This window comes from Bacillus sp. Marseille-P3661 (genome assembly GCF_900240995.1).
In the GTDB taxonomy this organism is placed as follows: Bacteria; Bacillota; Bacilli; order Bacillales; family Bacillaceae_J; genus OESV01.
In genome coordinates, this window is sequence record NZ_LT965954.1 from 967,517 (window position 1) to 980,973 (window position 13,457).

The following is a 13,457-nucleotide window of genomic DNA, read 5'->3' on the forward strand; positions in this document are numbered from 1 at the left end:
ATCCCTCACTTATTTTTCAAAATTTCGTTTGATTACTTCTGTAAAAATTAGTTGCATTTCATTTGCTGAAACTCCTATCTGTTGTCCTTGTTCAATTGCTTTTTGAAAAGCGTCATATACAACTTTCTGTTTCGTCGCATCAGCTGTGCTTTTTTCAATTTCTATAACAAATGTTCCTTTTCCTTGAATAGTTTTAATAAAGCCATTGTTTTCCAAATCCTGATAAGCTCTCCTTGTTGTAATTACACTGCATGATAATTCACTGGCTAACGCCCGGATAGAAGGGAGTGGAGTTCCTGGTGGAATTTTCCCACCAACAATCAACGCCTTTATTTGCGTTTCAATTTGATGATAGATGGGTTCCCTACTTTCTTCGGAAACACGTATTGGTAACTTCATAACTCCTCCTCCCTTCTTATAAATAATCCCTTGTAGCTAAACGGAACGTAAGGATTTTATTCCAGCAATAACAGCCTAGTATACCTACTAGTAGTGAAATGATTGCTAACGGCCAGCCTATGTTTTTAACAGCTACTAAAATAAACTCTACAACCCCTGAACCAACTAACTTGTAAAAAGATGAAACAACTATGAAAAAGACCACCAGAAAAATAATAGGAGTCATATGCAGTATTTTTCCACTTGTTCCATACTCTATAAACGGAGTAAACCCGCCTAAGGCTAATGAACAGCCAAACCAAAATAAGATAAAAGTCATATATTCTGCTGGTGTTAAATACTGAAAGAATTGATGCGATAAGGCAACTGTGATAGTAGTATAAAAAACTACTGATAATACAACTAACGTTACTACCATTACTATTGTTCGGCTTAAAGATAAGACTGGCAATGGAATAGGTAATGACCGTAATAATGCCATTCTTCTACTATACGGATCTTCTTTTATTGTTTTAAAGCTCAAGTAGGGGCCTGACATATAAATTGCACCTAAAGAAATTGTCATAACTACAAAAACCACATCAAGTAAAATCCAATTGTAGTACATCATTTCCGCCCCAAACATTTTTCTAGTAGATTGTTCAAGTAATACCGCTGCCAATACACCAAAAAACATCGTCGATACTACTGTAAGAAACATAGCAGCCCATTGGTATTTAAGGTCTTTTTTAGCTAACCAAACAGCTTGTTGAAACATATAAATTCGCCTCGCTTACTACTGATTTTTGATTATCTCATTAAATAAATTCATTTCTCCCAAGCCCATGAAATCAATTCCTAAATAACCTAAAATAGTAAAGACAGTTATCCAAACAATAAGGCTAGCAGTCATCCAATATGCTGTTAATTTTTTCGTTCCTCCAAATGAAACACTCATAAAAGCAGTTAAATGACTGCCTACAAACAACGGTCCAATCAACGCTAAACCAGGTAATCCATACTTCTCCCATATTTTTTTTGCTCGCAATGACCGCTTACTTGATTGTTGTGAATTCTCTTCGCCTTTTCGCTTTTTTCTCCATTGCTTAACTTTATCAATAAAAATAATCAGCAATAAAACAGTGAGTATATTCCCAACAAAGCCAAGTATGATGACTAAAACAGGTGATAACCCAGCAATTATAGCAAGCGGTACGACAGCATATCCCTCAAAAAACGGGACTGCTGCAAATATAAAAACAAGTGCGTATGCCCATAATAAATCCAAAAAACCCATTTACAAAACCTCCTAGTGTTATGGTGTATATATCTATATACACACTATAACACTAAGTGTGTTTATTTAAAAGAAAAAAAGGTGGAGAATTATATTTCTCCACCTTTACAATCTATCACCAGCTATTTTACTATTTATTAACAAATTCATCCTCTGATAACACTTTATAACCATGTCTTTTTAGTAAAGCGGCTGTTACGCCATTTCCCGCAACTTTCTTACCGGAAAATTCACCATTATAAATCATTGAACTTCCGCAGGATGGGCTATTTTCTTTTAGAACAACAGTTGTAACTTTTAGCTTTTTCGCGGTTTCAAGTGTAATATAAGCCCCTTTTAGAAAGTGCTGTGTTACATCTTTACCTAAGTTGTTTACTACTATGGCTTTTCCATCCAGTACATGATCACCATCACCACCAACAATTTCTGCTGGCTCTCTCGGAGTTGAAAGTCCACCAAGTAGTTCGGGACATACAGTTACCGCTTTACCTTGTTCCACTAAAGCACGTATTTTGTTGCTTAAGCAATGGGTAGCGTTATACCTTACCTCTAATCCGGCGAGACAAGAACTCACTAGTATCATTCGATTCACCCTTTCTTAATGCATCAAACAGGTATTAAAATAGCGTCCCTAAAAAGGACGCTGTTTATAGAAATCAATATATTATTTTTCTAGTTCATTATATTCCTTCTTAATTTCTTCAACTGTATTATCGATTTCTTCGCCCCAGTGGTCATTTATAGTATTAAACACCACGTTGCCTTCAGTGTCTAATAATCCATAGCCACGAAAGGCTGCATCGCCATTTTTCATGTTAAACTTCTCTGCTAGTTTAAGATCAGGATCAGAAACAAATGGCAAGCTTTCGCCAAATTCCTTTTTGATCGCATTATATAGCTCTAATTGCTCCTCTGGCTTGTCATTGCTAAGTATGTACATCGGTACATCAAGATCTTCTAACTTATTTAAGTTTTCATGCAACTCAACTAGTTGCTGTTGGCAGATTCCTCAAGTATACGTTGTTATAAAGAAGAAAATCGTTGGTTTATCTTGAGGAAAAGTGACTTCATTATTATTTTGATCTAATAAAGTCATAGGCTCTTCTACTTTATTTTGTCCACATGCTGTAAGTACAAGTAGAACGATTACGGTTAATAAAACTAGTTTCCTTTTCAAACAATCATCACCTTACTTCTTTTCAATTTTAGGTAAGTACTTCGTACAATACCTCTACCAATAAATAAAAGTATAATTCTTTTTCGAACTATTTCACAACAAAATTGCCTAGATTGCAAACAAAGTCTTACATTTCCAATCCTTCACCTATCATTTTTAATCGTAATTAAGCTAAACTGACTTTGATTCAAAAAACGAATGGGCAAATTACTTGTTCCAAGACCACTATCAATATATAGATATTTATTTCCCTCAAGCTTATATGTTCCTTTAGCTAACTTTGGAAAAAATCCTTGGTCAGGCACCACAATCGCACCGATAAAGGGGAATCTTACTTGTCCTCCGTGGGTATGACCGCTTAATATCAGGTCTGCTGATATTGACTTGAATGTTTCTATTATAGTAGGAGAATGAGACAACAAAACGGTATATTGCTTATCAACAATACCATACATTGCCTTATCAAGATCGTGGTGCTGTGTAGAGTAATTTGCAATTCCAACAAGATTAACCGTTACTTTTTTTTCGTTAAATTGAACGTTATTATTATCTAGAACAGTAACATTTCTTTTCTTTAAGCCGGTCATAAAATCTTCTTTACGAGCATTTCCCCACTCATGGTTACCAGAAACAAAGTAAACATGTTTATTAATCATTGTTAACTTTTCAATTAAATGAAAGACCTCTTCAAAGCTTTTTGTACGTCTATCAATAAGATCACCTGTAAGCACAATAATATCTGCTTTTGCTCTTTCAACAGCATGGATTAAACGTTCGTTGCGTAATCCAAATACTTTGTTATGAAGGTCACTAAGCTGCAAAATAGTAAAGCTTTCACCCTTTGGAAGTTTGTTACTCTTAAAGATAACTTTATTAAGCTTAAAATAATTTGTATCGAAATAAAATTTGGAAAAAATAGCCACTAAACTAATAACTAATATAACATTGGCAATCAACAAAGCACAACACCACCTACACACATGTCGAGCAATCAGAACTTTAAAAACTACAACTAATATTAAACTATTTTTATACTAAATTACATAATAATATGTAACAAACATATACATTATTTATATATTGTTATAGGAATACATGCGAAAGGGCGTGATTTATGAAAAAATATGTAGCCCTTTTTTTAGCAGTTACTGTACTAATTTATTACAGTATTTTATTTATCGATCAAACACACCACAACAGACTACGTGCTTTTCAAGAAAGTGAGCTACAAAACCGTGCCCTGTCAGAAGTTTCCTTTTCCGTTGACGATAATGGCAAAAAAAAGATTGCTAACAGTATCCCTCTAACCATCTTCTTTAATGTAGTTATACTAACCTACTTGCTTTATCGTCTCGACTCATCTAATCGAAGGCATATTGTACTTACACCTGTCTTTTATCAATCCAATTACGTGATTTCTCCCCTATTTGTCTAAGTAAAATTCAACCTACAAAGGGGGAGCTAAAATGATGTGGATGCGCTTTATTTTGATGGGTATGTTTTCATTAACTGCGATTACACTTCTTTCATATCAAGGAGTCGAGATTTATAACGCGTTCATGGATTACTTTAATAAACAGGATAACATTTAATCATACTACAATCCCCTCATATTGCCGCCCATATGATCTGCAGCTGGGGGGGTTTGTTAGTTTCCAATAAAGATATCCCATCCAAAATCCCTTTTTATTATTCTAAGAATTACATATCCATTAAATTTATGGATAATTACTATGTGTAGATAACTTTAAATAAACGTTTAAAATAAGAATATCCCCTGAACAATTAGGAAACATTAAGCATAGTGTTTTCGAACACTAAACTTCAATGTGGAGGGATATACGATGAATATTCTCTTTCGCTTATTTCCAAACTTATTTTACAGACTGTTAAGATTAGCATTCAAAATTAGTGATTCGACCTCTAGAGTTGTAAACTTGTTTAGAATGCCATCTTTAACTTAAGCGGTAATATTCTAAGTACTATCTCTATTTTCATTGATGTAGAATGGGTGAGCATACCTTGCTCATCCTTTTTATTTATTAAGAAAAGTACGTCATTTCCCTAACAATGGTGACCTGAAGACGCTCCAAGGGCTCCAGATTAGTTGGCCACTCTTAAAGTACAAAAAGCTCCGGTTACGTAAGAATTACGTAATCGAAGCACTCGCATTATCATTCATGATTATGATTAGCTAACTTATTTCGATCATCAAATGTCGGCGGCTGTTCCATCCAACCGTTGTTGATTAATATGTTCACACCATCCTCGGCATATTTAGTAACATCGGCAATTAAAGTAATATACTTTGTGGCTAAATCACGGCGTTGTGATAAGGAAAAAGCTGCACCATAGTAGCCAGATGCCGTTGAAATCAACGATACAATCTGGAAGAGCATAAGTTTATCAGAAAAAGGCGCAACTGTAGAACTTGTAACTTCAGAATCAAGTTTCTTAGGCGAGGGTAAGTTGCTTTCTGATAAAAGAGCACTAAATGTATCGAAGTGTTTATCGCAAATTTTTTCTCCTCTCTTAATATACTCTCGTATTTCCTTTGATCTAGCAACTTGACTGAATCCAATCTCCAAAACAATTTTCACTATATTTTTTTGCATATTAAAAAATATACCACTTACCTCAACTGCGTTTAATGGTCTCCGCTCTCCAAACCAGCCTGTAAGGAAACTTTGTTTTTTTACAAAGTCTACTTTTTCAGGGGCATTAATACTTGGCGGCCTGCTAACAATACCTTTTTTAAGTAATACATCCACTGTCCTTTTATAAAGTTCTAATGTTTCGGTATTGCATTGGATAAAGTAGTTCACCTGATCATGACGTATAGACGTGCTAACCGCTCCTGCATATCCGGTTAATCCATGGATTGTCATAATGTGCATATATGAGATTATAAAAACATCTGAAAATAATGGTGGCGCGTCAAGGTTTACATCATCGCTGGTAAATCCTTGGGGAATTGGGTAATTTTCATCATTCAAAAAGCCTGTAACTTTCTCCTGATGGGTTTGTGATAGCTTTAATGCAAATTCTAGTATGGAGCGAATATCTGGATCCTGCACATTTTTTATATAATAACGTATTATCCACATGGACATACTGTCATTGATATACTGAGACCACAGATTTGCAATTTCAGCTGAGGTTAACCGGACGTTATGGCTTATTTCAGTCATAAGTGCCTCCCACTATTTTATGTAATTAATTCATTGATTAGTTTAGAACGAGCATTGTAAAAATATACAAAAAGGTACATATAATTAGTATTTAAGATGATCAAATATTTTCAGAAAAGTAATCTTTAATCTTTGTCTAAATCCTCTTCTAAAAATGTTGGCTTTCGTACTTTTACACCATATTTTGTTTCTAAAAACTGACCGATTATTGAGCGATTAATGCCATTTTTCACAGCATTTTCAATAACCTTATACAGAATTAGCAGTGAAATTATATATAATAAAATCGTTATAATAGCCAATACGATATTCCTCCCTTTTAATCATCTTTCACGTCAATGCTAATTTCTTCTTCATTTTGCTTAATTGTGACATTCCAAACATCCAATTTAGCATCGTACATTACAGCTTTAATTATTGGTAATGAAATGCCGTTCTGATTCATGTTAACTGTTCCTAGTGCTTGTCGAATAACTTCAGAATGAGTTAAATTTGCATATTCGGGTTTCGGGGTCGTCAGAATTTCTATTTTTTCAACACGAGATTGCCCCGGATATGATTCAGCCACAGCATCAAACCACACTTGAACCTTATCACCTACATTTACATTATTAGGCGCATCTGAGAAATAAATTGCATTATAAAATTCAGGTAACCCACCTGATGAACTAAAGTCTTTTGGGACGCTTTCAACAACAAGAATCCTGCCATTTTCTTTGTTAACAATATAACCTTCCATCCCTGGTTCTTCATTTGAAGTACACCCCACAAGCATTAAACTAATCAATGCTAAGGTAAAGAATAGTTTCCACATATACATCCCTCCTGTAAATTAGACGAACGTAGAACTAATTTGTTTCATTCCCCTTATATTTAAAAACAGGAAACAGTTCATACTAAACAAGAGGTGAACTTTTATGTTAAAAACAAACCATCTAATAGATGACATAAAGAAATATGCCGTTAAGTTTACTAATACTTCAGAACTGCAGCCGGTAATCAAGGCCGCCAGCAATGCAAGGTTTGTTTTACTTGGTGAAGCAAGCCATGGCACGAGTGAATTCTATACTGTCCGTGCTGAACTGACAAAACAGCTTATTAAAGAGCACCAATTCTCCTTTATTGCTGTTGAAGGCGACTGGCCAGCTTGTTTTGAAGTAAATCGTTATATTAAGGGATTGGCTCCTGAATATATCAGTGCTGCAGATGTTTTAAAACAATCCTTTAATCGCTGGCCAAGTTGGATGTGGGCTAATCATGAAATGGTTGACCTTATTGAATGGTTATACTCTTACAATCAAAAGCAAGCAACTAAGAAAATTGGTTTCTATGGGCTTGATGTATATAGTCTATGGGAATCCATGACGGCTATCGTAAATTACTTAAAGAAAATAGAGTCACCTGACCTCCAAATAGCATTAAATGCAATTGAATGTTTCGATCCATACAATCGTAAGCCAGAAATGTATGGAATTTCCTCAGCATTTTATGGCGAGGATTGTATGAGTGAAATTCTCGATTTATTAAACAGTATCAATAAAAATAAATATAGTGATGATCTCGAAGCAGCTTTAAATATGAATATTAATGCGATTGTTGCTAACAACGCTGAGCATTATTATCATACGATGGTAACGAATGATAGTGAATCATGGAACATTCGTGACCGTCATATGGTTGAAGCACTTGACCACATTGGAAATTTTTATGGCCAATCCGCCAAAGGAATCGTGTGGGAGCATAATACACATATCGGCGATGCTCGGGCTACCGATATGGCTGATGAAGGGATGGTTAACGTCGGTCAATTAACACGTGAAAAGTACGGACCAACCAATGTATATTCAATTGGTTTTGGTACCTATCAAGGGACGGTTATAGCAGCGAATAAGTGGGACGACCCAGCTAAAATCATGACGGTTCCAGAAGGCAGTAAAGGCAGTTGGGAAGAAGCGATGCACAACGCTGGTGGTGCCACTAATCAATACCTTCTGTTTACAAAAGAAAATAAAGCACTTTTCCATCATGTAATTGAACATCGTGCTATTGGTGTCGTTTATAATCCCGCCTATGAACATTATGGGAATTATGTACCATCGCGTCTATCTGAACGATATGATGCATTCATTCACATCGACGAGACAAAAGCATTGACACTGCTGTAAGTACTTAATTGCACAAAAACACCTGCTCCATTGAACGACAATTAATCTTTATTGGTTCAGGAGCAGGATTGCTAAAGCCTATGTTTGGTTTTCTTCGTTCTTTCAAAAGAATCAGGTTTCAGACCTTCTGTGCCTTTTGTGCCTTTTGGCTTTATATTCTGTCAGAATCACACCGGTATTCTGACTGCTTTTCCACTTCGAGCTCCTTTTCTGTCAGAATCAGAACGGTATTCTGACTACTTCGACCCTTCAAGCGCTTTTTCTGTCAGAATCACACCGATATTCTGACTGCTTTTCCACTTCGAGCTCCTTTTCTGTCAGAATCACACCGGTATTCTGACTGCTTTTCCACTTCGAGCGCTTTTTCTGTCAGAATCACACCGGTATTCTGACTGTTTCGACCCTTCAAGCGCTTTTTCTGTCAGAATCACACCGGTATTCTGACTGCTTTTCCACTCCGAGCGCCTTTTCTGTCAGAATCAACCCAGGTTTCTGACTGTTTCTGCCTTTTAACCGACAAACACTGGCCGAATCCTTATAAGCTTTGCTCACCTTTAAACCCATTAATCGAATAGCTTGCTACAATCGTTGCACTTAACGAATGAGAAACCGAGCAATATTTATCTTTTGACAGCTTGATTGCCCTTACAACCTTTTCTTCAGGTAATTCACCTTCGACGGCATAATGAATATGAATCTTTGTAAACTTCTTTGGATGATCATCCGCCCGTTCACTTTTTAGTTCCATCTTAAAAGATGTAGGCTCAATCCTCATCTTTTTCAAAATTGATATCATATCAATGCCCGTACAGCCTGCTACGGCGCTTAACAGTAATTCTGTAGGTCTTGGGCCGGAATTTTCACCACCAATATCTTCAGAAGCATCCATCTTAAGAATATGCCCTGATGGTGTGTTTCCTGAAAACGCCATTTTCCCATCCCAGTTTATTGTCAATTCCATAGTATCATCACTCCTTTACTACTTATTCTTTCTCAACTTAGTCAACTATATTTAAAATGCTATTTCTTAGTTGAATTTTTTTAACTCATCGTTTCTTCTAAAAGTAAAGACTAGATGCTGCAAACCCATTAACAAAATTCGAATTAGAAAAAAATCCCCTCCAGATTAACAGTTAAGAAACTTCTCCTGTCACCCTGTAGGGGATCAAAACAATCATAGGCTAAAAATCACTTTTATTGAATACCTTCCTCAACTTGCTTAACCATTTCTGGAACCGAAATTAATCCTCCACCTGACAAATACCAGAATTCAGGGTTTAGATAAACAATATTACCATTTTTATATGCTTTAGTATTTTTCACTAAGTCATTTTCAATTGTTTGAGCTGCTGATGCATCGCCACCAACAACGGCATCACGGTCAACTACAAATAAATAATCAGGATCTTTTTCAACAATATATTCAAAGGAAATATTTTGACCATGTGTTGATACTTCAAGGTTCTCATCAACAGCTTCCAAGCCAAATACATCATGAATCAGACCAAAACGTGATCCAGGTCCATATGCACTAATGTTTCCTGCGTTTGCTAAAACTACTAGAGCATTTTTACCTGTTGCAGTTGCTTTTTCATTTAATGCAGCAATGGTTTTCTCAACCTTAGCAAGCTCAGTTTCTACTTCTGTCTTTTTGTCAAAGATTTGGCCAAGAATTGTTGCATTTTCTTTATATGATTCCATATATCTTGCTGTATCAACTCCCATAAAAATCGTTGGAGCAATTTTGCTTAATTCTTCATATGCATCTTGCTGTCTGCCTGAAATAATAATTAACCCAGGTTCTAATGCACTTATCGCCTCGAAATCCGGTTCTTTTAAACTACCAGCATTTACATATTTTGAATCTTCATATTTTGATAGATATGTAGGAATACTGCTTCCTTGTGCTACAGCTGCTACTTCAACACCAAGTAAATCTAATGAATCTAAAACACCATAATCAAACACAACTACGTTTTCTGGATTTACTGGAACTACAGTTTCCCCTAATTGATGTTTGATTGTTAACTCGGTTGGTTCTTCAGCTGCTGGTTCTTGTGTTTCCTCACTGTCACTTGCTACTTCTTCTGTTTCTGTTGCTGCTGGTTCACTTGAGTTACCAGCACCGCATGCTGCCATTACCATTGCTAAAGCTAAAACAAGTAAAATCATGAAAATGTTCTTCTTCATTTTCCTTCACCTCAAATAGTTATTTGCTCGAATGATATTCATTATCATTGCAAATGAAATTCATTATCAATGATAATATGACTGATAATTATTGTCAATTAGTTTCTGGAAAATTTTAAAAAATATAAATACCTTCAATTAACATCATTTAATAACTTCCTTTTTATCTCACCTCAAAAAAAAATCCCTATTATACAGGGACGTAATTCCATAGTATTTGATTAATTCAAACGGCAAAATTGAAGGATATACCCGCTAAAAAAGGTTACTTTCTACAAGCTTTGACAAATTCACTAAATAGGTTCAAGCTATGATCATCTACTCGATAATTATATTCTGGATGCCATTGAACTGCGTGAACAAACTTCTTTCCAGGCATATAAACAGCCTCAATTAAACCATCCTCAGCTCTTGCTGAACACTCTAATTGCTCAGACAGCACTTTAATTCCTTGATGATGTAGACTGTTCACCATTATTGAATCATCTTTTAAAATTTCATAAAGTGGACTTTCCTTTTCAATAAATACTTTATGTATTGGTTTATCATAAGGGCACATTTGCTTATGCACAATTGACTGCTCCGATTTATATTGTGTTGGTAGATCTTGATAAAGTGTGCCTCCCGATAATACATTAAACAATTGAATTCCACGGCAAATTCCTAATACAGGCTTGTCTAGCAACAGAACTTGACTGAATAAAGTGTCTTCCATAATATCTCTTTGATCGCACAATGGCCCACAAAAGTCTTCTTTAATTTCCCCGTAAAGTTCTGGATTTACATCTTGTCCACCTGTAAAAAGAAAGCCATCAAACGTGTCAGAAATTGTCATTAAGACTTCAAGGTCTGTTGTTAACGGTAAGATGACTGGTATTCCACCTGCATCCTCAATACCTTTCATATAGCCAGGCAACATCCAATAACTATCCTTTTTCTCATCATACAATGGCACTACGGCAATCATAGGCTTTTTCATCTCCATCTCCCTTTCTATCATCATATTTAAGTTATTTATATAGTGAATGTTCCTTTTTATAACGATAGTATCACGAAAAGTATCCTTTTTACATTTCTGAAACCAAATAACTTAATTTCGGTTTATTATTACAATAATCATATAAATTATTGACAAAGCCCAAACATTCATAACCTAGCAACGTATGATAATTACAAACTACAAAGCAGCATCTTCAATTTTTGGGTGAAGGAGAATTATTATGTCAAAGGATCAGAAAAAGAAGTCTAAAAAACCTAAGTTTCCCAAGAAACACCCTAATTTTCTGTTTATTTGTGTAGATGAACAACGATTTCAAACTGCCTACGAAAATGAAGACCTAAAAGAGTGGTGTAAACATAACTTAAAGACGCAAGAATTGTTGCGGGAGAATGGCTTAACTTTTTTAAACCATTATATTGGAAGTACGGCATGTTCACCTAGCAGAGCCACACTTTTCACTGGCCAATATCCCTCTTTGCACGGTGTAACCCAAACAACCGGAGTAGCAAAAGGTGCATTTGATCCAGATGTATACTGGTTAGATCCTAATACTGTCCCAACACTTGGTGACTATTTCCGAGCTGCTGGTTATCGTACCTTTTGGAAAGGAAAATGGCATATTTCCGATGAAGACATATTAATTCCTGGAACACATGACGCCTTATCTAGCTACAACACGTCAACCGGTGTGCCTGTTCATGAAAAAGAACAAGAGTACTTAAATTCAAACCGTCTTGAACCATTCGGCTTTTCAAGCTGGGTTGGTCCTGAACCACATGGTACAAATCCTCGTAATTCAGGTTCTGTGGCAGCTACGGGAATAAGTGGTCGCGATGTCATTTATTCAGAGGAAGTCGTGCAATTAATTCGATCACTTGAGGAAGATACAATAAAAATTCAAGAACCATGGCTGATTGTCTCATCATTCGTTAATCCCCATGATATAACATTATTTGGGTTATTAACGCAGTTTTCTCCAATGTTTAATTTTGAAGTAGATCCAACTATACCCCACATTCCACCAGCTCCAACAGCAAACGAATCATTGCAAACAAAACCCACAGCACAGAAAAGTTATCAAGAAACATATCAAATAGCCTTTCAACCAACATTTGATACTCTTTTTTATCGACAACTCTATTACACACTTCAAAAACAGGTAGATCAGGAAATTTCCAAGGTTTTTCAAGCACTTAAAACCTCTAGTTTCTATGAAAATACAATCGTTGTGTTCACCTCAGATCATGGAGATTTGCTAGGTGCTCATGGTGGACTGTTTCAAAAATGGCATAATGCATACGAGGAAGCGCTTCATGTTCCTTTTATTATTCATAGTCCAAAGTTATTCAAAGGCCGCCAAACAAGCAACATGTTAACAAGCCATGTAGATATAATTCCTACATTACTAGGACTTGCCAACATTAATGTAAACGAAGTTCAGGAAAAATTACGTACAGACCATACAGAGGTGCATCCTTTTGTTGGAAGGAATCTAACATCGTTCATTACTGGTGATTCTAACCTTACACAAGCTAATGAACCACTTTACTTTATGACAGATGATGAAGTAACGAAAGGGCTAAACCAACAAAGTTTTACCGGCCAACCATACGAATCTGTAAAACAACCGAATCATCTTGAGACTGTTATTACTACATTAAAAACAGGCGAAAATAATCAAGAAGAAAAATGGAAACTATCCCGATATTATGATAATCCTCAATTTTGGAGTAACCCAGGGGTTGAAGATGTTAGGACGGTACAACAAGGGAATATTCCCCTTCCTGATGACTCTGTGGCTTCAGTTTGTATTACCTATACTAAAACTCAGCCAGTGCCTGAACAATTTGAATTATATAATGTCACACGCGATCCTTTTGAGGAAATAAATCTAGCACATTCTGATAACGAAACACCTGAATCAAGAATTGTACAACAAATTTTAATGGGCGTTCTTGCAGAACAACGTCAACTTAAAAGACTATCTCCCAATAATGGATAATTCTCTACCTTAGTCTGAAACAAAAGCATTGAATCTGATTGCACTCTTTATTAAAGT

General features: G+C 35.7%; 17 protein-coding genes. 4 read left to right on the forward strand and 13 right to left on the reverse strand.

The window, feature by feature from the left end; genetic code table 11:
* Window positions 1–9: 9 nt before the first annotated feature.
* The 7 genes from C1724_RS15870 to C1724_RS15895 form a co-directional block, all read right to left on the reverse strand.
* A complete protein-coding gene (locus C1724_RS15870) occupies window positions 10–399 on the reverse strand; it encodes a GntR family transcriptional regulator (RefSeq protein WP_102347681.1) in 390 nt (129 codons plus the stop codon).
* A 16-nt stretch (window positions 400–415) separates the two neighbouring features.
* Complete coding sequence (locus C1724_RS15875) at window positions 416–1,156, reverse strand: hypothetical protein (protein WP_102347682.1); 741 nt, start codon at window positions 1,154–1,156, stop codon at window positions 416–418.
* A gap of 18 nt (window positions 1,157–1,174) precedes the next feature.
* Window positions 1,175–1,666, reverse strand: coding sequence for a small multi-drug export protein (locus C1724_RS15880; protein ID WP_374703469.1), 492 nt, complete (start codon window positions 1,664–1,666; stop codon window positions 1,175–1,177).
* Between the two features lie 139 nt (window positions 1,667–1,805).
* Window positions 1,806–2,258 carry a DUF523 domain-containing protein gene (locus tag C1724_RS15885; protein ID WP_102347684.1) on the reverse strand — a complete coding sequence of 151 codons (453 nt, stop codon included), beginning with the start codon at window positions 2,256–2,258 and terminating at the stop codon, window positions 1,806–1,808.
* Between the two features lie 81 nt (window positions 2,259–2,339).
* Entirely contained in the window at window positions 2,340–2,681 is a 342-nt protein-coding gene (locus tag C1724_RS15890) for a redoxin domain-containing protein (RefSeq protein ID WP_102347685.1), read from the reverse strand.
* Between the two features lie 3 nt (window positions 2,682–2,684).
* Window positions 2,685–2,852 carry a hypothetical protein gene (locus tag C1724_RS25705; protein ID WP_180994296.1) on the reverse strand — a complete coding sequence of 56 codons (168 nt, stop codon included), beginning with the start codon at window positions 2,850–2,852 and terminating at the stop codon, window positions 2,685–2,687.
* 143 nt (window positions 2,853–2,995) lie between these two features.
* The gene (locus tag C1724_RS15895; protein WP_258000417.1) at window positions 2,996–3,811 is read right to left on the reverse strand and encodes a metallophosphoesterase; all 816 of its coding nucleotides are present in this window, start codon (window positions 3,809–3,811) and stop codon (window positions 2,996–2,998) included.
* 155 nt (window positions 3,812–3,966) lie between these two features.
* Between C1724_RS15895 and C1724_RS25330 the strand changes: the two genes are divergently transcribed.
* Together C1724_RS25330 and C1724_RS26155 are read left to right on the forward strand one after the other, a co-directional pair.
* Window positions 3,967–4,287, forward strand: a complete 321-nt coding sequence (locus C1724_RS25330; protein WP_142386557.1) for a hypothetical protein — start codon at window positions 3,967–3,969, stop codon at window positions 4,285–4,287.
* A 31-nt stretch (window positions 4,288–4,318) separates the two neighbouring features.
* Window positions 4,319–4,444, forward strand: a complete 126-nt coding sequence (locus C1724_RS26155) for a hypothetical protein (protein WP_258000441.1) — start codon at window positions 4,319–4,321, stop codon at window positions 4,442–4,444.
* A 582-nt stretch (window positions 4,445–5,026) separates the two neighbouring features.
* Here the strand turns inward: C1724_RS26155 and C1724_RS15900 are convergent.
* The 3 genes from C1724_RS15900 to C1724_RS15910 all read right to left on the reverse strand — a co-directional run bounded on the left by C1724_RS15900 (window position 5,027) and on the right by C1724_RS15910 (window position 6,857).
* On the reverse strand, window positions 5,027–6,043 hold the full coding sequence (locus C1724_RS15900) for a DUF3231 family protein (RefSeq protein WP_102347686.1): 1,017 nt from the start codon (window positions 6,041–6,043) through the stop codon (window positions 5,027–5,029).
* A 125-nt stretch (window positions 6,044–6,168) separates the two neighbouring features.
* Window positions 6,169–6,345, reverse strand: a complete 177-nt coding sequence (locus C1724_RS15905; RefSeq protein ID WP_258000418.1) for a hypothetical protein — start codon at window positions 6,343–6,345, stop codon at window positions 6,169–6,171.
* A gap of 17 nt (window positions 6,346–6,362) precedes the next feature.
* A complete protein-coding gene (locus C1724_RS15910) occupies window positions 6,363–6,857 on the reverse strand; it encodes a YobA family protein (RefSeq protein ID WP_258000419.1) in 495 nt (164 codons plus the stop codon).
* A gap of 103 nt (window positions 6,858–6,960) precedes the next feature.
* Here C1724_RS15910 and C1724_RS15915 point away from each other — a divergent pair, with 103 nt between their 5' ends.
* On the forward strand, window positions 6,961–8,208 hold the full coding sequence (locus C1724_RS15915; RefSeq protein WP_102347688.1) for an erythromycin esterase family protein: 1,248 nt from the start codon (window positions 6,961–6,963) through the stop codon (window positions 8,206–8,208).
* A gap of 535 nt (window positions 8,209–8,743) precedes the next feature.
* Here the strand turns inward: C1724_RS15915 and C1724_RS15920 are convergent.
* The 3 genes from C1724_RS15920 to C1724_RS15930 form a co-directional block, all read right to left on the reverse strand.
* Complete coding sequence (locus C1724_RS15920) at window positions 8,744–9,169, reverse strand: OsmC family protein (RefSeq protein ID WP_102347689.1); 426 nt, start codon at window positions 9,167–9,169, stop codon at window positions 8,744–8,746.
* A gap of 233 nt (window positions 9,170–9,402) precedes the next feature.
* On the reverse strand, window positions 9,403–10,398 hold the full coding sequence (locus C1724_RS15925; RefSeq protein WP_102347690.1) for a siderophore ABC transporter substrate-binding protein: 996 nt from the start codon (window positions 10,396–10,398) through the stop codon (window positions 9,403–9,405).
* A gap of 265 nt (window positions 10,399–10,663) precedes the next feature.
* Complete coding sequence (locus tag C1724_RS15930; RefSeq protein ID WP_102347691.1) at window positions 10,664–11,377, reverse strand: gamma-glutamyl-gamma-aminobutyrate hydrolase family protein; 714 nt, start codon at window positions 11,375–11,377, stop codon at window positions 10,664–10,666.
* Between the two features lie 241 nt (window positions 11,378–11,618).
* Between C1724_RS15930 and C1724_RS15935 the strand changes: the two genes are divergently transcribed.
* Window positions 11,619–13,400, forward strand: coding sequence for a sulfatase-like hydrolase/transferase (locus C1724_RS15935; RefSeq protein WP_102347692.1), 1,782 nt, complete (start codon window positions 11,619–11,621; stop codon window positions 13,398–13,400).
* Window positions 13,401–13,457 lie beyond the last annotated feature (57 nt).

Excerpts from the sequence above, each read along its gene's own strand:
- C1724_RS15935 (WP_102347692.1), top strand. The coding sequence starts at position 11,619 with ATGTCAAAGGATCAGAAAAAGAAGTCTAAAAAACCTAAGTTTCCCAAG.
- C1724_RS15925 (WP_102347690.1), bottom strand. The coding sequence starts at position 10,398 with ATGAAGAAGAACATTTTCATGATTTTACTTGTTTTAGCTTTAGCAATG.
- C1724_RS26155 (WP_258000441.1), top strand. The coding sequence starts at position 4,319 with ATGATGTGGATGCGCTTTATTTTGATGGGTATGTTTTCATTAACTGCG.
- C1724_RS15885 (WP_102347684.1), bottom strand. The coding sequence starts at position 2,258 with ATGATACTAGTGAGTTCTTGTCTCGCCGGATTAGAGGTAAGGTATAAC.
- C1724_RS15870 (WP_102347681.1), bottom strand. The coding sequence starts at position 399 with ATGAAGTTACCAATACGTGTTTCCGAAGAAAGTAGGGAACCCATCTAT.
- C1724_RS25330 (WP_142386557.1), top strand. The coding sequence starts at position 3,967 with ATGAAAAAATATGTAGCCCTTTTTTTAGCAGTTACTGTACTAATTTAT.
- C1724_RS15875 (WP_102347682.1), bottom strand. The coding sequence starts at position 1,156 with ATGTTTCAACAAGCTGTTTGGTTAGCTAAAAAAGACCTTAAATACCAA.
- C1724_RS15910 (WP_258000419.1), bottom strand. The coding sequence starts at position 6,857 with ATGTGGAAACTATTCTTTACCTTAGCATTGATTAGTTTAATGCTTGTG.
- C1724_RS15920 (WP_102347689.1), bottom strand. The coding sequence starts at position 9,169 with ATGGAATTGACAATAAACTGGGATGGGAAAATGGCGTTTTCAGGAAAC.
- C1724_RS15930 (WP_102347691.1), bottom strand. The coding sequence starts at position 11,377 with ATGAAAAAGCCTATGATTGCCGTAGTGCCATTGTATGATGAGAAAAAG.
- C1724_RS15915 (WP_102347688.1), top strand. The coding sequence starts at position 6,961 with ATGTTAAAAACAAACCATCTAATAGATGACATAAAGAAATATGCCGTT.
- C1724_RS15900 (WP_102347686.1), bottom strand. The coding sequence starts at position 6,043 with ATGACTGAAATAAGCCATAACGTCCGGTTAACCTCAGCTGAAATTGCA.